The following is a 19,791-nucleotide window of genomic DNA, read 5'->3' on the forward strand; positions in this document are numbered from 1 at the left end:
TCCCTTCTCCCGCTTGCGTTCGATGCTGCCCCGAAGGGGCGGATGAGGGGCTGTTCGGCGGGAAGAAGCCCCTCACCCGGCGCTCCGCGCCACCCTCTCCCGCAAGCGGGAGAGGGGATTTTCTTCCTAAAGTAGTGCCATTGGGGTCGCTATCCGCCCTGCGGAAACAGGCCGTGCGGCCGACGCGCCCCTGTCATCGAATTCCCGCATAATGTCGCCCCTTCGCGTGCGGGTTTGCACGCGGTCCCTTCTTTATTTCTTCATCTCTTCGGGGATCCTTGCGTGGCCAAACCGACCAATAATCCCAAGCTCAAGCTCCTCGGGTTCAACAACCTGACCAAGACGCTGAGCTTTAATATTTATGACATCTGCTATGCGCGCAGCCCGCAGCATCAGCAGGAATACATCGAGTACATCGACGAGGCCTACAACGCCGAGCGCCTGACCGCGATTCTGACCGAGGTCGCCGACATCATCGGAGCCAATGTGCTCAACGTCGCCCGCCAGGACTATGACCCGCAGGGCGCATCGGTAACCATGCTGATCTCAGAAGGCCATCTCGACGGCCTGCCGACACCGGGCATGCCCGAGCCGGGCACTGTCATTACCAAGGACTCGGTGGTCTCGCATCTGGATAAGAGCCACATCACCGTGCACACGTATCCGGAAACGCATCCGGACGCCGGCATCAGCACCTTCCGCGCGGACATCGACGTCAGCACCTGCGGCAAGATTTCGCCGTTGAAGGCCTTGAACTACCTGATCAAGAGCTTCGAGAGCGACATCGTGGTGATGGATTACCGCGTGCGCGGCTTCACCCGCAATGTGCGCGGCATGAAGCACTTCATCGACCACAACGTCGACTCGATTCAAAACTTCATCAGCAAGAGCCTGCGCGAGCGCTACAACATGGTCGACGTCAACGTCTACCAGGAGAACATCTTCCACACCAAGATGCGCCTCAAGGAGCTCGATCTCGACACTTATCTGTTCGGCGAAGGTGCCGCGGAGCTGCCGCCGCGCGATGCCAAGCGCATCAGCGAGCGCGTCGATCACGAGATCATGGAAATCTTCTACGGACGGTTGATCCAGCACTAAAAACGTCTCGGTTTATATCGGTTTGTAACCGGCAAAGATTTTTATATTCCTTTTCCGTTAAGCACGTTCTGCCTAAGGTGATCGCACCGCAGCACGGGTTGCGGACCAGGAGAACGTGATGCCGATTCAAGCCCTTGCCCGCCCAGCGCGGGTCCCGACGCAGACCCGCAACGACAGCCGCAAAACGGTCGGCGACCGCAATCGCGAGGTCGCTCCGGACGCCCAGCCCCTGGTTGACGTCGGCGGCGCGCGCTTTGCCGGGGTTCGGGTTCTGATGGCCCCCGGGCTGTTCGGCAGCGGCCCGGATCATTGGCAGTCGGCCTGGCAGCGCCAGCATCCGCGCTTCACCCGCGTCGAGCAGGACGACTGGACCTGGCCCAACCTGGAGCGCTGGTCGCGCAAGGTGGTCGAGACTGCGATCACTGCCAATGAGCCGGTCGTGATCGTCGCGCACAGCTTCGGCTGCCTGGCGACGGTCCGCGCCTCGGTGTTCCAGAGCAATCTGATCGCCGGCGCGCTGCTGGTGGCGCCAGCCGATCCGGCGCGCTTCCGTGTCGAAGACAAGCTACCCCAGCACACGATCGACTTCCCGACCACGGTGGTCGCCAGCACCAACGATCCCTGGATGCCGTTCGAGAAGGCCCAGGCCTGGGCCGACCGTTGGGGCAGCGACTTCGTGCGGCTGGACGCGGCCGGCCACATCAATACCAAATCGGGCTACTCGGAGTGGCCGCTGGGATTGCAATTGCTGGAGCAGCTTTGTGAGCGCGTGAAGCCGCAACCGGCGCGAATGCCCTTGCTGCAGCTGCTCCACTGATCTGGAGCACGATTCACTCGTAGGTCGGCAATCCCTTGCCGACGTGGTGCTCCAATAGGCGAGCTTCCACGTCGGCAAAGGATTGCCGACCTACAAGCGGTAAGCGGCCTGCTTCATCACGCTGGCGATGCGACGCATCAGCCCGCGCACCGGTGGGGGTAAGGGGCGGCCGCCGAGATCGCGAGCCTGCTGGCCATGGCGCTGCTCGTCAGCGCGCATCGCTTCGACCACCGCCCGGCTGCGCGCGTCGTCCGCCGGCAGACGCTGTAGATGCTCGTCCAGATGCTCGGCGACCTGCTTCTCGGTCTCTTCGACGAAGCCTAGGCTCCAGCGGTCACCGGCGATCCCGGCTGCGGCACCCATTGCGAACGATCCCGCATACCACAACGGCTGCAGCAGGCTGGGCTTCTCGCCAAGCTCGGCCAGACGCTGCTCGCACCATTGCAGGTGCGCTCGCTCTTCGTCCGCCGCGTGCAGCAGGTGCTCACGCACAGCGGGATCGCGCGAAACCAAGGCCTGGCCGCGGTACAGCGCCTGCGCGGACACTTCGCCGGCGTGATTCACCCGCATCAGGCCTGCGGCGTGGCGGCGCTCGGAGTCCAGCAGTTCGTCGGGCGGCGCGGTGCGCGCCGGGCTCGGCGCGACGATCGCAGCGGTCGACGCCGGCCGATTGAAACCGGCGAGGCGCTGCTGCAAGCCGATCAGCAGACGATCGGCAGAGCTGTAATCACGGCTCATGGACGGCTCATCGGCCACTCACCGCGACCCGCCGCTGTCACCGCTACCGGCGCTGCCGCTCTTGTTCAGATCGATGCTTTGCGGCTCGCCCAGAAACTTGGGCCGGGTGCGCAATACAAACAGATCAAGCACCGCCTTGACCCGCGCAAAGATTTCGCGGGTGTAGGGCTGGAAACCGGGCCCGGGGCCGGGCGCTGCGTAGGCGGCGATGCGCATATTGATTTTCTTGCCGATGAACACCGCGCGATACGCGTGGTATTCCTGGGTGATCACGGTGATGCGATCGAGACCGAACACGTCGTGCGCGCGGGTAATGGAATCCAGCGTGCGCAGGCCGGCGAAATCCATGGTGATGACATTGTCCGGAATGCCGGCCTTGACCAGCTCCTTGCGCATCTGGCGCGGCTCGTTGTAGGTCTCGTCCGGGTTCGCGCCGCTGACGATGATGTGCCGGATCTTGCCGATCTGGTACAGCTGCACGGCGGCCTCGATACGGCCGTAGAAATGCGGGTTGGGCTTGCCGCCGCCGGTGAACGGGCTGGTGCCGAGCACCAGTCCGACGTCGTTCTCCGGCAGCAGCGCCCAATTGCGGTAAACGTAGGCGTCGGTGCTGTTGATGACCCAGCGATTGGCCAGCAGGGTCAGCACCGCGATCGCGATCAGCGCGGTCCAGAACAGGCGCCAGAGCCGGCGCCGCAGTCGTTTCAGACGAAGAGTTGCCACAGCATCCAGAGCATGAGGAAGAGTTGGACCGACCAGAAACTGGCGCGTACGAAGACCAGCGGCTGGCTGGTGCCGATCAGATGCACAAGGCTCTGAGCTATACGGGCATAGAACACCCAAATCGCAAAAGGTGCGATCGCATCACCGCGTCCCAGCGCCTGCGCCGCGAGCACGATGGCGCCGAACACCACCAGGTTCTCCACCGCATTCGCATGCGCATCACCCGCGCGGATGGCGAAACCGGCCTCGTTCGCCGGCCGCGAGCCGCGCGGCCAGGCATTGATCGGGGTGCCGGTCAGGAACCGGACAGCGCGATAGCCGAACACGATCAGCACCAGCAGCAAAGTCCAGCCTGCAAATCCCAGCAAAGCGTGAATGGCGCTCATGATCGTCTCCCCTGGCTATTCTTGTTCAAGTTCTGTCCAGCAGCGCGCTAGTGTAACGGACGCCTTGCAGGCATCAGCGTCCGAGCCGCCGCATGCCCTGTTCGAGCCCGGCCAGGGTCAACGGGAACATGCGGTCCGCACCGATCAGCTTCTGCACCACGCTGATCGAGGGCGTGTACTCCCAGCGCGGCGGCGCCTCGGGATTGAACCAGACCAGATGCGGATAGGCATTGATCAGCCGCTGCATCCACACCGAGCCGGCTTCCTCGTTCCAATGCTCGACGCTGCCGCCGGCTTGCACGATCTCGTAGGGGCTCATCGCCGCGTCGCCGACGAACACGATCTTGTAGTCCGGCGTGTATTTGCGCAGCACGTCGTACATCTGGATGCGTTCGCCGTGACGGCGGTGGTTGTCCTTCCACACACTCTCGTAGATGAAGTTGTGGAAGTAGTAATACTCCAGGTGCTTGAACTCGGTCTTGGCCGCGCTGAACAGCTCTTCGCAGACCTTGATGTGCGGGTCCATGGAGCCGCCGACATCCAGAAACAGCAGCACCTTGGCGGCGTTGCGGCGCTCCGGGACCATCTTGATGTCGAGATAGCCGGCGTTGCGCGCGGTCGAGCGGATGGTGTCGTCGAGATCGAGCTGGTCGGCCGCACCTTCGCGCGCGAAGCGGCGCAGCCGCCGCAGTGCGACCTTGATGTTGCGGGTGCCGAGTTCGACGCTGTCGTCGAGGTTCTGGAAGTCGCGCTTCTCCCAGACCTTGACCGCGCGCTTGTTGCCACCGCTGCCGCCGATGCGCACGCCCTCGGGGTTGTAGCCGCCGTTGCCGAAGGGGCTGGTGCCACCGGTGCCGATCCATTTGTTGCCGCCCTGGTGCCGCTCTTTCTGTTCTTCGAGTCGCTGCTTCAGCGTCTCCATCAGCTGGTCGAGCCCGCCGAGCGCCGCAATCTTGGCCTTCTCTTCGTCGGTCAGGAACTTGTCGGCCTGCTTGCGCAGCCAGTCTTCCGGAATATCGGCGCCGAAGACTTCGCCGGTCACCGCCTCGATACCCTTGAAATAGGCGGCAAATGCACGGTCGAAACGGTCGTACTGGCTCTCGTCCTTGACCAGCGTGACGCGGGCAAGGTGATAGAAGTCGTCGATCGAGAAGATCGCGACGTGCTTGGACAGCGCTTCAAGCAGGGTGAGAAACTCGGACAGTGCCGTTTTCAATCCCGCGGCACGCAGCGTGAAAAAGAACGAGAACAGCATGGTCCAGACCGATCCGGGTGGCGACGGGTTCACCGCATTGTACGCATCATGGGCACGCTCTTGAGCCCGCCGCCGAACAAGCTGTTGATCAGCGCGGACGAGATGGCCGCCGCGGAACGTCATCTGTCCAAAAGCGACGCGGTGATGAAACGCCTGATCAAAACCTACGCCCGCTGCACCATCGGCCAGTCGCGGCGCGATCCTTTCCACGTGCTGTGCACCTCGATCATCAGCCAGCAGCTGTCGGTGAAGGCCGCCGATACGATCCAGGCGCGCGTCGCCACCGCGGTACTGGCCGGCGCCAAGTTCATGCCGGCGCATTTCATCGACGCCGAGCACGCGCTGCTGCGCGCGGCCGGCCTGTCCAACGCCAAGGCCAAATGGCTGATCGGCATCGCCCAGGCCGTGCATAGCGGCGAATTCAGCTTTGCGAAGCTGCGCCGCATGGACGACGAGTCCGCGATCGAGGCGCTCGACGCGCTGCCCGGCATCGGCCGCTGGACCGCCGAGATGTACCTGATGTTCGCGCTGGCGCGGCTCGACATTTTCTCGCTCGGCGATGTCGGCCTGCGCAACGGCGTCAACCGGCTCTACAACAACGGCGAAAAGCTTGACGACGAGGCGACACTGGCCATCGCTGCACGCTGGGCACCGTATCGGTCAATCGCCAGCTGGTATCTGTGGCGCGCGATGGAGGCGGCGCCGAAAGTCGGTTGAGTTTGCTTGTTTCCCTCCACCGCCTGCGGGGGAAGGAGACAAGCTACCAGGCGCGCTGGTACTGCTCCGGCACCGGAATCTCGACGCCCAGCGTCTTCGCCGCGTGATAAGGCCAGTACGGATCACGCAGCAGTTCGCGCGCCAACAGCACCAGATCGGCGCCGCCGGACTCGATGATCGCCTGCGCCTGATGCGCCTCGGTGATCATGCCGACCGCGCCGGTGGCAATGTCCGCCTCGCGGCGAATGCGGGCCGCCAGCGGCACCTGATAGCCGGGGCCGATCGGGATCTTCACCTTCGGCACATTGCCGCCGCTGGAGACGTCGATCAGATCGACGCCCAGAGGCTTCACCCGCCGCGCCAGCTCGATGCTCTGCTCGATATCCCAGCCGCCGCTGTCGACCCAGTCGGTCGCCGAAATGCGCAGCAGCAACGGCAGGTGCTCGGGCCAGACCGCGCGCACCGCAGCGATCACGTCCAGCGTCAGCCGAATGCGGTTGTCGAAGCTGCCGCCGTAGGCGTCGCTGCGCTGATTGCTGATCGGCGACATGAATTCGTGCAGCAGATAGCCATGCGCGCCGTGCAATTCGATCAGCTGGAAACCGGCAGCCAGCGCGCGCTGCGCGGCGAGCGCGAAACTGGCGATCAGTTCGGGCAATTCCGAAGCCGCCAGTGCGTGCGGCGTCGAGTAGGGCACGTCGAAGGGCAGAGCGCTCGGCGCGACGATCGGCGACCAGCCGCCCTGCTCCGGCGTTAGCGCCGCGCCGCCACGCCAGGGCAGATCGACGCTGGCCTTGCGGCCGGCGTGCGCGAGCTGGATGCCGGCGACCGCGCCGGCTTCGCGGATGAAATGCGCGATCGGCGTCCAGGCGGCGATGTGCTCGTCACGATAGATGCCGGCATCGCCCGGCGAGATGCGGCCGCGAGCTTCGACCGCGGACGCTTCCGCGATCACCAGGCCGGCGCCGCCGATCGCGCGGCTGCCAAGGTGCACGCGGTGCCAGTCGGTCGGCGCGCCGTCGACGGCCGAGTATTGGCACATCGGCGATACCGCGATCCGATTGCGCAGCGCGACGTCGCGCAACTTGTAAGGCTCGAACAGACCGCTCACGACTTTAGTTACCGCGGCGTGCCATGAACGCGATACGTTCGAATAGGTGCACATCCTGCTCGTTCTTCAGCAGCGCGCCGTACAGCGGCGGCAGCGACTTTTTGCTCGCGGTATCGTGCAGCACCGAAGGATCGATGTCCTCGGCCATCAGCAGCTTCAGCCAGTCCAGCAGCTCGGAGGTCGAGGGCTTCTTCTTCAGGCCCGGCAGATCGCGCAAGCCGAAGAACACCTCCATCGCTTCCTTGACCAGATTCTTCTTCAGGTCGGGGAAGTGCACGTCGACGATCTTCTGCATCGTGTCGCGCTCGGGGAAACGGATGTAGTGGAAGAAGCAGCGGCGCAGGAAGGCATCGGGCAGCTCCTTCTCGTTATTGCTGGTGATGATGATCACCGGCCGCAGCTTGGCGCGGATCGTCTGCTTGGTCTCGTAGACGTAGAACTCCATCTGGTCGAGCTCGCGCAGCAGATCGTTCGGGAACTCGATGTCGGCCTTGTCGATCTCGTCGATCAGCAACACCGGCTGCTGATCGGACTCGAAACATTCCCAGAGCTTGCCCTTGATAATGTAGTTGCCGATGTCCTTGACCTTGTCGTCGCCGAGCTGCGAATCGCGCAAACGCGACACCGCGTCGTATTCGTAGAGGCCGTGCTGCGCCTTGGTCGTGGACTTGATCGCCCAGTCGAGGAACGGCCGGTTCAACGCCTTGGACACTTCGCGCGCCAGCTGGGTCTTGCCGGTGCCCGGCTCGCCCTTGACCAGCAGCGGCCGTCCCAGCGTCACGGCGGCGTTGACCGCCATCGTCAGATCGTCGGTGGCGACGTAGTTTTCGGTTCCTTCAAAGCGCACGGCAGATCCTCGTTTGTATAGCCCAGCGGTACCTCAGCGATACCGCAGTCTAAATGACGATCGGCGTGTTCGGCAGTTCGTCGCCGACATCGGCCCGGTCCGGCGGGTACCGGGCGAGCACCGCGACGACCGCCTCGATGCCGGCGATCGAGCCTTCGCCGAAGCGGCCGGCGCCGAAATGCGTCTCCATGATCCGGCAGCAGCTTTCCCATTCGGATTGCGGCACACGGCCGCCGGCGACGCCGCGATCGGCGACGATCTCGACATCGCGATCGGCCAGCAGCACGTAAATCAGCACGCCGTTGTTGTGTTCGGTGTCCCAGACGCCGTAATGCGCGAACAGCTCGACCGCACGCTGGCGCGGCGTGATGCCGGCCAGCACGCTGGCGATCGGCAGGGCGCCTTCGACGATGAAGCGGATCTCGCCGGGATGCAGGCTTTCGCAACGCTTCGTCGCGGCCTCGACCTCGGCCAGCACCGCAGCGGGGAAATCACGGCGCGTCTTCCAGGCGCCAGCGAACAGATGACGCCAGAAACGCGAGCCTTTGCTTGCGGATGTCATCACCATCTCCCCGAAGCGCCGCCGCCGCCGAATCCGCCGCCCCCACCGCTGAAACCACCGCCGCCGCGGCCACCACCACCGCTGAGCATGCCGTAAAGCACGGCTTCGGCGCCGCCGATGACGAAGATGAAGGCGAAGGCCGCATAGATCAGCGCGCCGGCCAGACCGATCAGCAGCGCCGCGATAATGCCGGACACGATCAGCGCGGTGCCGGCACCGGCGACGCGGTTGCTGGAGAAGCGGACGACGAAGCCGACGATCACGCCGATGATCACCGCGAGCACACCCAGCGGTGAAATCTGCAGCTGACGCGCGCCATGCGAGCGCTCGCGGGAGGGTTCCGGCAGCGGCTCGCCGTCGACCACTTTGATCATTGCATCGACGCCGGCGGAAATGCCGGTGTAGAAATCGCCATTGCGGAAGTAGGGCGTGATCGTCTCGCTGATGATGCGTTTGGCGATTACATCCGGCACCGCACCTTCGAGGCCGTAGCCGACTTCGATGCGCAGCGCGCGATCGTCCTTGGCGACCAGCAGGATCACGCCATCGTCGACACTCTTGCGGCCGAGCTTCCAGGCTTCGGCGACGCGGATGCCGTATTGCTCGATGGTCTCATCGCCGGTCGTCGGCACGATCAGCACCGCGATCTGGCTTCCCTTGCGCTGCTCGAACGCAGCGAGCTTGCTGTCCAGCGCCTGCTCTTCGCTACTCGTCAGCGTGCCGGTGGTGTCCGTGACATGCGCCTTCAGCGCAGGCACCGCAATCTGCGCCGCGGCCGACATCGCGGCCAGCAGCGCCGCGAGCATCAGCCATCGGCGGAAAAACACGGCGCTGCCTTATTCGGGCTTGCCGAAATCCACCTGCGGCGGCTTGGCGATCTGCGCCTCGTTCTCGACCTTGAAGTTGGGCTTGACGCTGTTGCCGAACAGCTTCGCGGTCAGGTTGCTCGGGAACGAGCGGATCGTGACGTTGTAGGTCTGCACGGCTTCGATATAGCGCTTGCGCGCGACTGCGATGCGATTCTCCGTGCCTTCGAGCTGCGCCTGCAGATCGCGGAACGCGGCGTCGGATTTCAGGTTCGGATAATTTTCGGTAACGACCAGCAGGCGCGACAGCGCCGAAGTCAGCTGGCCCTGCGCCTGTTGGAATTTCTCGAACGCCGCCGGATCGTTGACCAGTTCGGGCGTCGCGTTGATGCCGCCGACACGCGCACGTGCCTCGGTGACTTCGGTCAGCACTTTTTCTTCCTGCTGGGCGTAGCCCTTTACGGTGTTGACCAGGTTCGGCACCAGATCGGCACGGCGCTGATATTGGTTCAGCACCTCGGACCAGGACGCAGTAACCGCTTCGTCCTGCTGCTGAATCTTGTTGTAGCCGCAGCCGGACAAGCTAACGGCCAGCAGCACCGCAACCGACATCATCCAAAGCTTTTTCATTTCCCTTCCTCGCACAGAATAAAGCCGCACACCCGGACTATGGGGGCGCGGCCTGGTGATTCCAAGTGATGTTGAGGGTCGGGCCTCAGCCCTTGGCGCGCTGCTCCAGCGCTTCGACCGCCGGCAGCTTCTTGCCTTCGAGGAATTCCAGGAACGCGCCGCCGGCCGTGGAGATGTAACCCACGTCTTTCTCGATGCCGAACTTGGCGATTGCGGCAACGGTGTCACCGCCGCCGGCGATCGACATGGCGCTGGATTTGGCGATCGCTTCGGCCAGTGCCTGGGTGCCACCGGCGAAGGCTTCGAACTCGAAGACGCCTACAGGCCCATTCCAGACAATCGTGCCGGCCTTGGCCATCAGGTCCGCCAGCAGCGCCGAGGTCTTCGGGCCGATGTCGAGAATCAGATCGTCTTCGGCCACATCTTCCGCCGCCTTGACCGTCGCGGTCGCATCGGCCGAGAAAGTCTTGGCGACGATGACATCGGTCGGGATCGGCACCGAGGCGCCGCGCGCGGCGAGCTTGTCGATAATGCGCCGGGCCTCCGGCACCAGATCTTTTTCAGCCAGCGATTTGCCGATCGGCTTGCCGGCGGCGAGCAGGAAGGTATTGGCGATACCGCCGCCGACCACGAGCTGGTCGACCTTGTCGGCGAGCGCGTCGAGTATCGTCAGCTTGGTTGAGACCTTGGAGCCACCAACGATCGCGACCAGCGGACGTTTCGGATTCAGCAGTGCGGCGCCGAGGGCTTCGAGCTCAGCCGCCAGCAGCGGGCCGGCGCAGGCGACCGGCGCAGCGAGCGCGAGCGCATGCGTGGTCGCTTCGGCGCGATGCGCGGTGCCGAAGGCGTCGTTCGCATAGACGTCGCAGAGCTTCGCCATCCTCGATGCAAGCTCTTCGCTGTTTTTCTTTTCGCCCTTGTTGCAGCGGCAATTCTCCAGCAGCACGACTTCGCCCGGCTTCACGACGAAGCCTCCGTCGACCCAGTTCTGGATCAGCTTCACTTCCTGGCCCAGCAGTTCGCTCATGCGCCTGGCGATCGGCGCCAATGAATCGGCGGGCTTGAACTCACCTTCGGTCGGACGGCCGAGATGACTGGTGACCATCACCGCCGCGCCTTTCTTCAAAGCGAGCTGAATGCCCGGAATCGACGCGCGGATGCGCGTGTCCTCGGTGATGTTGCCGGCATCGTCCTGCGGCACGTTGAGGTCGGCGCGAATGAAGATGCGCTGGTTCTTGAGATCAAGGTCGGCGAGTTTTTTGAATTGCATGGGATCTGAGCTTGGGTTCGGGGCGGCTGTTGAGCCTCCCAGCCTAAGGGCAAACGCGCGCCACGGGAATTGCCGCAACGGCGGAGTACCCTTCAGTCGCCTCCACCACCGCAACCGCCGCAACCTCCACTGCCGCCACCATCACCGCCGCCACTGCTACAGGAGGAGGAACCGCCGTCGCCGGAGTCCGGGGATCGCCGCGCCTCGTGATAGGCAGCGTAGGTCGAGCCGGCCATCGCGCCGGTGCCGAGCAACGCGACCGCGAGGCCCAGGTCCGACGCGCGTGGCACCCGCATTGCCGCGGTGTGCGTACGGCGGGCCTGCTGCAGCGCGGCGTCGCCGTTCCAGCTGCGCAGCGGGCGACGGAACAGTAGGACCAGTGCATAGACGGCGAGCACGATGCAGAGCACGACCAGAATGTCGACTGGCTTGTGCCGCGACATGCCGATGGCGATCTTCGCGATACCGTAGGCGCAAAGTGCAGCAGGAATCGCCGCCGACAGCCACTGTCGGCGCCAGATCGCCGCAGCGCCGAGGATCAGGCCGCGGCGTTCGAGCGAGGCCTGCACCGGCCGCAGCGCAGGCCCGAGCTTGCGGGCCAATCGCGCAGGCTTGGGCTCCAGCCGGATCATGTTCGCCACGGCCCGCAGTTCCGGCGTCAGGCCGGCGGGATCGGCGCCGACCTTCAGACCGACGGCGGCGTCCCAGCTGACGATGCCGCTGGCCAGCAGCTCGGCGATGGCCGCGTCCATCATCCGCGATCGGCCGCCAGCGAGATAGGCCAGCTCCAGCGCCGTGAGATTCACCGGGTTGGCGGCACCGTCGCTCCGACGCAACAGCCAGCGCAGCAGCTGAGCCGCGAAGATCGCGATGGCCACGAGCGGCAGGAACAGGCCGAGGAAAGCGGAGCCGCTCCAGTCCAGGGGACCCAGGGCGCCTGCCATCGCCGAGGGCGCTGCGACCACGGCCACCGTAAGCGCGGACGGCGCGACGGCTGCTCGCCAGCGTCCCGGCAGGCGTTGTTGGACTTCAACGATCCGATAGCGCGGACCCCGCCCCGCCGCGGGCCAGAACACCGCCGGCGGTAGACCGAAGCAGCGCTGATAGCTCGCGAGGGTTTCGGCGTACTGGGCGCGATACCGCTCACCTGCAGGACGGCCCGGTTCGCCGGGTTCGTGATGCAGCGGACGGCCGAGAAACTGCGGACAGAACCGCTGCCAGTAGTCGCGCGTGTACTGGAGGTGCTGATGCCAAACCTGGTCGACCGTGTCGCTGGGACTGAGCGCAGACTCGCTGTGCACACTCAGCCAGCAATAGCGCAGGTATTCGATCAAGGCTTGGCGCGCGAACGACTGCGTCCAGCCCTGCTTGTCCATCAGCCGCGGCACGAACTCGGGCCAGGCGTCGAAATAGCCCTGCAGCCGCTGCCAACAGGGATCGTCTTTCGAAAAATCCTGCGGCGACTCGAAACGACTGTCGGACGCGCTCATGGCAACTCCGTTTTCACCTTCATTCTGCCGCGGCCGTAAACAAAAATCCCCGCCGAAGCGGGGATTTTTGTTTACGGTATGACGCGGGCAGCTTACTTGCCGGCAACCACACGCACCATTTCCAGGCACTTGTTGGAGTAGCCCCACTCGTTGTCGTACCAGCTGACCAACTTCACGAAGGTCTTGTCCAGCGCGATGCCGGCGTCGGCGTCGAAGATTGAGGTGCGCGCGTCGCCGCGGAAATCGGTGGCGACGACTTTGTCTTCGGTGTAGCCGAGGATGCCCTTGAGCGCGCCCTCGGACTGCGCCTTCATTTCGGCCTTGATCTCTTCATAAGTCGCCTCCTTCTCAAGCTCGGCGGTCAGGTCGACCACGGAGACGTCGGAAGTCGGCACGCGGAACGACATGCCGGTGAGCTTCTTGTTCAGTGACGGGATCACCACGCCGACGGCCTTGGCCGCGCCGGTGCTCGACGGAATGATGTTCTCGAGAATGCCGCGGCCGCCGCGCCAGTCCTTGCTGCTCGGGCCGTCGACGGTCTTCTGCGTCGCGGTAGTGGCGTGCACCGTGGTCATCAGGCCGCGCTTGATGCCCCACTTGTCGTGGATCACCTTGGCCAGCGGCGCCAGACAGTTGGTGGTGCACGAGGCGTTGGAGATGATCGCCTGGCCAGCATAGGTCTTGCAGTTGACGCCGAACACGAACATGGGGGTGTCGTCTTTCGACGGCGCCGACAGGATCACCTTCTTCGCGCCGGCGTCGAGATGCTTCTGCGCGGTGACCTTGTCCAGAAACAGACCGGTGGACTCGATGACGACGTCGGCACCGACCTCGGCCCACTTCAGGTTGGCCGGGTCGCGTTCCTGGGTCAGGCGGATCCTCGATCCGTTGACCAGCAGCGCGCCGCCTTCGATGGCGATATCGCCCTTGAAGTGGCCATGCACGGAATCGTACTTGAGCATGTAGGCGAGATAGTCGGGCTCCAACAGGTCGTTGATCGCGACGATTTCGATGTCGCCGCCGAAGTTCTGCACCGCGGCACGGAGCACGTTGCGGCCGATGCGGCCGAAGCCGTTGATGCCTACTTTCACTGCCATGTCTCGATCCTCTTTGTTAGCTGAACACTGAACGAATGGGTCAACGAATGTTGGAGCGATGCTCAGCCCAACAGCGCCTGGACTCGCGAAACGATATTGGAAACCGTGAGCCCGAAGTGCTCGAACAGCGCCGGCGCCGGCGCCGACTCGCCGAAGCTGTCGACTCCGATCACATCGCCGTCGTCGCCGACGAAGCCGCGCCAGTACTGAGTGACGCCGGCTTCGACGGCGAGGCGCTTCGAGCCTTTCGGCAGCAAGCTCGCGCGATAAGCCGCGTCCTGCTTAAGGAAGCGCTCGGCGCAGGGCATCGACACGACGCGAACCGCGTGACCGCCATCGGCTAATTTCCTGGCCGCGTCGACCGCGATCGAAACCTCCGAGCCGGTCGCGATGATGATCGCCTCGAACGCGCCAAGCGGTTCATGCACCACATAACCGCCACGCAGGATCTGTTCCGCCTGGCCGGCCGGATGTGGCTGCGGCGGCAGATTCTGGCGCGACAGCGCGAGCGCGGTCGGGCCGTTACGCCGCTCGACGGCCGCCTGCCAGGCGATCGCGGTTTCGAAGGCGTCGGCCGGCCGCCAGGTTTCCAGATTCGGAATCAGGCGCAGCGCCGAAACATGCTCGACCGGCTGGTGGGTCGGGCCGTCTTCGCCCAGGCCGATCGAGTCGTGCGTGAAAACGTGAATCACGCCGATCTTCATCAGCGCCGCCATGCGCACCGCATTGCGCGAGTAGTCCGAGAACACCAGGAAAGTGCCGCCGAACGGGATCAGGCCACCGTGCAGCAGCATGCCGTTCATGGCCGCGGCCATGCCGAATTCGCGCACGCCGTAGGAAATGTAGTTGCCGAACACGCGGGCCGGTTTGCTGGTCAGCGCGCCTTCCCATCGGGTCAGGTTGGAATCGGTGAGATCGGCAGAGCCGCCGAGGAATTCCGGCAACCGCGGCGCGATCAGGTTGAGCGCGTTCTGCGAGCTTTTGCGAGTAGCGACCGGCTTGTCGACGGCAAGGAAGCTCGCGTGCAGCTGGGCTACGGTTTCAGCCCAGTTTTCCGGCAGTTTTCCGTCGATGCGACGACGCAGCTCCGCGGCTTCTTTCGGATACTCGGCGGCATAGCGGTCGAACAACGCGTTCCAGACGCGCTGCGCGGTCGCGCCCTTCTCTTTCGTGTTCCAGCCGTCGCGAATGTCCTGCGGGATTTCGAACGGCGGATGCGTCCAGCCCAGCTGTTCGCGGGTCTTGGCGATTTCGTCCGCGCCCAGCGGCGAGCCGTGCGCGGATTCCTTGCCAGCCTTGTTCGGCGAGCCCCAGCCGATGATCGTCTTGCAGCAGATCAGCGTCGGCTTGTCCCTGGACGCGCGTGCGGTTTCGATGGCGAGCTTGATCTCGGCCGGATCGTGGCCGTTGACCTTGCGCACCACCTGCCAGCCGTAGGCTTCGAAGCGGCCCGGCGTGTCGTCGGCGAACCAGTCATGCACTTCGCCGTCGATCGAGATGTTGTTGTCGTCATAGAACACGATCAGCTTGCCCAGGCCCAGCGTGCCGGCCAGCGAGCAGGCTTCGTGGCTGATGCCTTCCATCAGGCAGCCGTCGCCAGCGAACACGTAGGTGTAGTGGTCAACAACCGGAAAGCCGTCGCGATTGAACTGCCAGCCGAGCACGCTTTCGGCGATCGCCATGCCGACCGCGTTGGCCAGGCCCTGGCCGAGCGGGCCGGTCGTGGTTTCGACGCCGGCGGTGACGTACTGTTCGGGATGACCCGGCGTCTTGCTCTTCAGCTGACGGAAGTTTTTCAGATCGTCGATCGTCAGGCCGTAACCGGTCAGGTGCAGCAGCGAATACAGCAGCATCGAGCCGTGGCCATTGCTGACGACGAAACGATCGCGGTTGAACCACTTCGGGTCAGCCGGGTGATGCGAGAGGAAATCGTTCCACAACACTTCGGCGATATCGGCCATGCCCATCGGCATGCCAGGGTGGCCGGAGTTGGCTTTCTGCACCGCGTCCATCGAGAGGGCGCGGATCGCGTTGGCGAGTTCGAGACGTGTGGGCATTGCGCTCAAAGAAGGAAAACGGGCGCCATTGTCCCCGGATGGACTGGGACTCAGCAAGACGACAAAAACGTCACAGTCGGAGACACAGCCGCGGAAACAACAGGGCCGGCAACAAGGCCGGCCCCTTCGCGCCGCTGCACCGCCAAAGAATCAGAGGTCGAAACTGGCGTCGAGCGGCTCGAGGTCGACCTTCGGCTGCTGGATTGCCGGCAGGTCCTGCTCGGCGAGCACGTCTTTGCCGACATAGCCGTCGGCGATTTCGCGCAGCGACAACACGGTGGACTTGTGGTTGCCCCAGGGCAGCCGGGCTTCGGCGCCACGGGCGAGCTGACGGGCGCGCTTGGCGGCGACCAGGGTCAGTTCGAACTGATTCGGGATCTTATCGAGGCAATCTTCAACAGTAACGCGGGCCATATTGGCAACCCGGGCAGCGGAAAAGGGCGGCGAGTTTAGCCGATTCAACCCGGCGAGGCCAGCAAATCCTCGAGTAGAGCCGCATGCCCTTTACGCTGCCGCGCCGCCAGCAGGCGCGGCGCCAGCAGAATCGAGCCCAGTTCCGCAACCGCCCGATCGAAATCGCGGTTGATCACCAGATAGTCGTACTCGTCGTGGTGCGACATCTCTTGACGCGCGGCCGCCATACGCCCGGCGATCACCTCGTCACTGTCGGTGCCACGCGAACGCAGCCGGCGTTCCAGTTCGGCGGCCGACGGCGGCAGGATAAAGATACTGGTCACGCCCGGCACCTGCTTGCGCACCTGGCGCGCACCCTGCCAGTCAATATCCAGAATCACGTCCTGCCCCGCATCGAGCAGCGCCTGGGTCCGCGCCCGGCCCGTACCATAGCGGCGGCCGAAAACCTCGGCGTGCTCCAGGAATTCGTTGGCTTGCGCCATGGCGCCGAAACCCGGGCCGTCGACAAAATGGTAGTGAACCCCATGCTGCTCGCCCGGACGCGGCGCCCGCGTGGTGTACGACACCGAGATCTCGGCATCGACACCGTGGGCCGCCAAATACGGTAGCAGTGCCCGGCTGAGGCTGGTCTTGCCGCCACCCGAGGGCGCGGAAAGAATAAAAAGGCCACCGGGGAACGACGGAGAAAGGGTCACAGAAAAAGCTCGGTTTTGGCGATACGCAGCGCGCAGGCGGCGCAGTTTGAGGTTAAACCCGGCTCACCGAAAGAGGGCAGGAGTCCGCACAATCACTCGATGTTCTGCACCTGTTCGCGCATCTGCTCGATACTGACTTTCATCTCGACGGCATGGCGTGTCATCTCGGCATCCTGGGACTTGGACGACAGGGTATTGGCTTCGCGATTGAGTTCCTGCATCAGGAAATCAAGGCGGCGGCCCACCGGCTCAGGACGATCCAGCGTGGCGCGAACCTCCAGCAGATGTGATAGCAGTCTGGATATTTCTTCCTCTACATCAAGGCGTTGCAACACAATAACCAATTCCTGTTCGAGCCGCAGGGGATCCACTTCAACGCCCAGTTCGCGAGCCCGGCCGCGCATGCGCTCCCACCATAGGCCGCGAACCTGTGCATAGCGGTCCCGGACGTGGGCGGCCAGAACTTGCAGCGCGTCGCAGCGCTCGACCAGGAATTCGCCCAGCCGCTGGCCTTCGCGGGTGCGAGTGTCGGTGAAGTCCTTGAGGGTTTCGTCGAACAATACCCGTGCCGCTTTCAACATCGGCGCGGTATCGAGCGACTCTTCCCGGGTAACGCCAGGATAAGACAGCACCTTGAGCGCATCGGGCAGGGCAACGGCCGTGAGCGTCTGCGAGATTAGACCCAGCGCTGCCCGAACGTCGAGCAGGCGGGTTTCATCGATCGAGATCGAGCCACCGGCGGCCGCTTCGCGCTGGTAGCGCAGACCGCATTCGACCTTGCCACGGGCAACATGTGCCGTCGCTTGATTGCGAAATTCGTTTTCCAGGGAGCGGAAATCGTCCGGCAGCTTGAACTGCAGGTCGAGATAACGATGATTGACCCCGCGCATCTCCCAACTCAGGCGCCCCCAAGGGCCCTGCGATTCGGAGCGGGCATAGCCCGTCATGCTGCGGATCATGAAATCCCGTCCATCGGCGCCACCTGTCGACTTCACTCCGGGGAGCCCGGAGCCATCGACATAGTGTAAAGCGCGCCGACGACCGCCGACGACCCCTTGATTCCGATGACAAAGCAACCCGGACGATGATCAGTCCGGGCATCTTTGGCGGTGCTAATTGCGGGCGGCGGAACCGCTCGCGAACTTAGACGATCGGAGTCGGTGCCGGAGCAAGGGCCGGTTCGGACGGCGCAACGACCGGTGCGACGACCTTTTTGATAGCCTTGCGGGTCTTCTTGGCAGCACCCTTGGCCTTGGCGACCAGCTTCTTGACGGAGACCTTGGCCTTCTTGACAGCCTTTTTGGCAACCTTCTTGACGCTGGTCTTCTTGGCGACCTTTTTGGCAGCCTTTTTCGGGGCGGCCTTCTTGGTGGCCTTCTTGGCAACTTTTTTCGTCACCTTCTTCGGAGCTGCCTTCTTGGCAAGCTTCTTCACGGCCTTTTTAGTGGCCTTCTTCGGAGCTGCCTTCTTGGCAACTTTCTTCACGGCCTTCTTGGCGATCTTCTTAGACGCCTTCTTTGCCGAGGACTTCTTCGCCGCTTTGGATTTCACCGCCATGTGTCTATCCTCCGTCTATAAAGACGTTCCAGCATTGTTGAGATTAAGCTAACGAAGAACCCATTCTTCGCTATTTTGGAACTTTACGCACTTGGCTAGAAAAGTCAATCCTCTATCACAATCCTTTGCATTCCGAGGGCTTGTAAGGGGTTTCCAGGGGACGGCGATCGCCACCCTGCTCATTTTTTCCGCCAGCGCTGTCGCTGCGGAGAATACGCCGGTGCTCAGCTACCGCATCGTGGCCGAGTATCCACACGATATGCAGAGCTTCACCGAAGGGCTGGAAATCAGCGACGGGCAGCTTTTCGAGAGTGCTGGCGGGTACGGCGAATCGCGGATTTTCGTCAAGGACCTGCGACGGGGAGCAATCACCCGTCAAACACCCCTGCCCAAGTCGGTATTCGGCGAGGGGCTGACCGTCCTGAGGGATCAGATCTTCGTTCTCACCTGGCGCGAAGGCCTCGGCTTCGTTTTCGATCGGGGTCTCAAGGAAAGGCGTCGATTCAGCCTTCCACGTGAAGGTTGGGGTCTCACCCACATGCCAACCCTGGGCGGCGAGCGCCTGTTAATGAGTGACGGCAGTTCAAAGCTCTATCAGCTGGACCCTGTGTCCTTGAAGGAGACCGGCAGCATTAGCGTCACGGAGGCTGGATCTCCGGTCGAGCACCTCAACGAGTTGGAGTATGCCCGCGGTGAGATTTACGCCAACGTCTGGATGAGCCCGAGAATTGCAGTGATTCAAACAGGCACCGGTCAAGTGCGCGCCTGGGTGGATTTCAGCAAGCTGCCTTCACTCTTTGAAGAAGCTGCGAGTTGGCGCGCCGAAGAGCATGTATTGAACGGCATCGCGTTCGACGAAAGCTCGGGCCATTTCTTCATAACCGGAAAATGCTGGCCGAAGTTGTTCGAGATAGAGCTCTCGCCCCGTTAGCCGACGTTGGGAGGCGATCGACCCCATATCGTCTGAGTCGATCGCACTCGCCATTGCTGCAGCTACTTTTCAGCGAACTTGATCTTGTCCTTGTTTTTCTCGCTGGTCTTCTTGCCCCAGCCTTTCACTCGCTTATCCACGTCCTCGATGCTGGTGAACGGCGCCTTTTCCCGTTCCTTGATGATCACAGAAGCCATCGCGTCGCCGACGCCATCCAGCTCTTTTGCGATGGTTTTGGCGTCGGCCGTGTTGATGTTGACGGACGCCCAACCGAGGCTTGAAAACATTACGAGCGTCAAAGCCAGAATCCAACGCCGAATGCTCAACAGTTCCCTTTTCATTTCGACAACCCCTGCTAGACCGCGAATTGCGGCATCGTCAGATTGGTCGAATAGCAGCAAAAAACCTGTGCAGCGGATCACATGGAAACCTCGATTCGTGCCCGGAGTCACACTGCGGACGAAAAAATCGCAAAAAAAACCCTCAACGGGTGTGCGTTGAGGGTTGGGGTATTAAGAGCCTGGCAGTGTCCTACTCTCGCATGGTCATTGCCACACTATCATCGGCGCTGAGTCGTTTCACTTCCGTGT

Annotated in this window: 22 protein-coding genes; 4 read left to right on the forward strand and 18 right to left on the reverse strand. The window is 63.3% G+C overall.

The window, feature by feature from the left end; genetic code table 11:
* Window positions 1-282: 282 nt before the first annotated feature.
* Complete coding sequence (gene speD / locus JWQ90_RS14060) at window positions 283-1,098, forward strand: adenosylmethionine decarboxylase (protein WP_299695243.1); 816 nt, start codon at window positions 283-285, stop codon at window positions 1,096-1,098.
* A gap of 118 nt (window positions 1,099-1,216) precedes the next feature.
* A complete protein-coding gene (locus tag JWQ90_RS14065; protein ID WP_299695246.1) occupies window positions 1,217-1,915 on the forward strand; it encodes an alpha/beta hydrolase in 699 nt (232 codons plus the stop codon).
* 90 nt (window positions 1,916-2,005) lie between these two features.
* Here JWQ90_RS14065 and coq7 read toward each other — a convergent pair whose 3' ends face one another.
* From coq7 to JWQ90_RS14085, 4 genes are all read right to left on the reverse strand, one after another.
* The gene (gene coq7 / locus JWQ90_RS14070) at window positions 2,006-2,653 is read right to left on the reverse strand and encodes a 2-polyprenyl-3-methyl-6-methoxy-1,4-benzoquinone monooxygenase (RefSeq protein ID WP_299695249.1); all 648 of its coding nucleotides are present in this window, start codon (window positions 2,651-2,653) and stop codon (window positions 2,006-2,008) included.
* Window positions 2,654-2,671: 18 nt separating this feature from the next.
* Complete coding sequence (locus tag JWQ90_RS14075; protein ID WP_299695251.1) at window positions 2,672-3,376, reverse strand: ElyC/SanA/YdcF family protein; 705 nt, start codon at window positions 3,374-3,376, stop codon at window positions 2,672-2,674.
* Window positions 3,358-3,762 (reverse strand): MAPEG family protein, encoded by a 405-nt coding sequence (locus tag JWQ90_RS14080; RefSeq protein ID WP_299695254.1) that lies wholly within the window; start codon window positions 3,760-3,762, stop codon window positions 3,358-3,360. Before JWQ90_RS14080 ends, JWQ90_RS14075 begins: the two co-directional genes overlap by 19 nt.
* 73 nt (window positions 3,763-3,835) lie before the next feature.
* A complete protein-coding gene (locus JWQ90_RS14085) occupies window positions 3,836-5,017 on the reverse strand; it encodes a VWA domain-containing protein (RefSeq protein WP_366919511.1) in 1,182 nt (393 codons plus the stop codon).
* A 48-nt stretch (window positions 5,018-5,065) separates the two neighbouring features.
* Here JWQ90_RS14085 and JWQ90_RS14090 point away from each other — a divergent pair, with 48 nt between their 5' ends.
* On the forward strand, window positions 5,066-5,734 hold the full coding sequence (locus JWQ90_RS14090) for a DNA-3-methyladenine glycosylase 2 family protein (RefSeq protein ID WP_299695260.1): 669 nt from the start codon (window positions 5,066-5,068) through the stop codon (window positions 5,732-5,734).
* Between the two features lie 43 nt (window positions 5,735-5,777).
* On the opposite strand, the gene JWQ90_RS14095 is transcribed toward JWQ90_RS14090, so the two are convergent.
* The 13 genes from JWQ90_RS14095 to JWQ90_RS14155 form a co-directional block, all read right to left on the reverse strand.
* Window positions 5,778-6,845 (reverse strand): NADH:flavin oxidoreductase/NADH oxidase, encoded by a 1,068-nt coding sequence (locus tag JWQ90_RS14095; protein ID WP_299695263.1) that lies wholly within the window; start codon window positions 6,843-6,845, stop codon window positions 5,778-5,780.
* Window positions 6,846-6,849: 4 nt separating this feature from the next.
* Window positions 6,850-7,692, reverse strand: coding sequence for a MoxR family ATPase (locus JWQ90_RS14100; RefSeq protein ID WP_299695266.1), 843 nt, complete (start codon window positions 7,690-7,692; stop codon window positions 6,850-6,852).
* 49 nt (window positions 7,693-7,741) lie between these two features.
* Entirely contained in the window at window positions 7,742-8,254 is a 513-nt protein-coding gene (locus JWQ90_RS14105; protein WP_299695269.1) for a TPM domain-containing protein, read from the reverse strand.
* Window positions 8,254-9,081, reverse strand: a complete 828-nt coding sequence (locus JWQ90_RS14110) for a TPM domain-containing protein (protein ID WP_299695272.1) — start codon at window positions 9,079-9,081, stop codon at window positions 8,254-8,256. The genes JWQ90_RS14105 and JWQ90_RS14110 overlap by 1 nt, the downstream gene beginning before the upstream one ends.
* A 9-nt stretch (window positions 9,082-9,090) precedes the next feature.
* The gene (locus JWQ90_RS14115; RefSeq protein ID WP_299695275.1) at window positions 9,091-9,690 is read right to left on the reverse strand and encodes a LemA family protein; all 600 of its coding nucleotides are present in this window, start codon (window positions 9,688-9,690) and stop codon (window positions 9,091-9,093) included.
* Window positions 9,691-9,775: 85 nt separating this feature from the next.
* Entirely contained in the window at window positions 9,776-10,960 is a 1,185-nt protein-coding gene (locus JWQ90_RS14120; protein ID WP_299695278.1) for a phosphoglycerate kinase, read from the reverse strand.
* A 92-nt stretch (window positions 10,961-11,052) separates the two neighbouring features.
* A complete protein-coding gene (locus JWQ90_RS14125) occupies window positions 11,053-12,450 on the reverse strand; it encodes a TIGR04222 domain-containing membrane protein (protein ID WP_299695281.1) in 1,398 nt (465 codons plus the stop codon).
* Between the two features lie 92 nt (window positions 12,451-12,542).
* Window positions 12,543-13,547 (reverse strand): type I glyceraldehyde-3-phosphate dehydrogenase, encoded by a 1,005-nt coding sequence (gap, locus tag JWQ90_RS14130; protein ID WP_299695284.1) that lies wholly within the window; start codon window positions 13,545-13,547, stop codon window positions 12,543-12,545.
* Between the two features lie 62 nt (window positions 13,548-13,609).
* Window positions 13,610-15,604, reverse strand: coding sequence for a transketolase (tkt, locus tag JWQ90_RS14135; protein ID WP_299695287.1), 1,995 nt, complete (start codon window positions 15,602-15,604; stop codon window positions 13,610-13,612).
* 150 nt (window positions 15,605-15,754) lie between these two features.
* On the reverse strand, window positions 15,755-16,018 hold the full coding sequence (gene rpoZ, locus JWQ90_RS14140; protein ID WP_299695304.1) for a DNA-directed RNA polymerase subunit omega: 264 nt from the start codon (window positions 16,016-16,018) through the stop codon (window positions 15,755-15,757).
* 44 nt (window positions 16,019-16,062) lie between these two features.
* The gene (gene gmk / locus JWQ90_RS14145) at window positions 16,063-16,713 is read right to left on the reverse strand and encodes a guanylate kinase (RefSeq protein ID WP_299695290.1); all 651 of its coding nucleotides are present in this window, start codon (window positions 16,711-16,713) and stop codon (window positions 16,063-16,065) included.
* Window positions 16,714-16,805: 92 nt separating this feature from the next.
* Window positions 16,806-17,672 carry a YicC/YloC family endoribonuclease gene (locus tag JWQ90_RS14150; protein ID WP_299695293.1) on the reverse strand — a complete coding sequence of 289 codons (867 nt, stop codon included), beginning with the start codon at window positions 17,670-17,672 and terminating at the stop codon, window positions 16,806-16,808.
* Window positions 17,673-17,856: 184 nt separating this feature from the next.
* Window positions 17,857-18,270 (reverse strand): histidine biosynthesis protein HisIE, encoded by a 414-nt coding sequence (locus tag JWQ90_RS14155; protein ID WP_299695296.1) that lies wholly within the window; start codon window positions 18,268-18,270, stop codon window positions 17,857-17,859.
* Between the two features lie 91 nt (window positions 18,271-18,361).
* On the opposite strand from JWQ90_RS14155, the gene JWQ90_RS14160 reads away from it, so the two are divergent.
* On the forward strand, window positions 18,362-19,201 hold the full coding sequence (locus JWQ90_RS14160; RefSeq protein ID WP_299695299.1) for a glutaminyl-peptide cyclotransferase: 840 nt from the start codon (window positions 18,362-18,364) through the stop codon (window positions 19,199-19,201).
* A 62-nt stretch (window positions 19,202-19,263) separates the two neighbouring features.
* Here JWQ90_RS14160 and JWQ90_RS14165 read toward each other — a convergent pair whose 3' ends face one another.
* Window positions 19,264-19,623: a DUF655 domain-containing protein gene (locus tag JWQ90_RS14165; RefSeq protein ID WP_299695301.1), complete on the reverse strand. Its 360-nt coding sequence runs from the start codon at window positions 19,621-19,623 to the stop codon at window positions 19,264-19,266.
* Between the last annotated feature and the right edge of the window lie 168 nt (window positions 19,624-19,791).

The sequence above is a fragment of the Hydrocarboniphaga sp. genome, assembly GCF_028291725.1.
Classification (GTDB): domain Bacteria; phylum Pseudomonadota; class Gammaproteobacteria; order Nevskiales; family Nevskiaceae; genus Hydrocarboniphaga.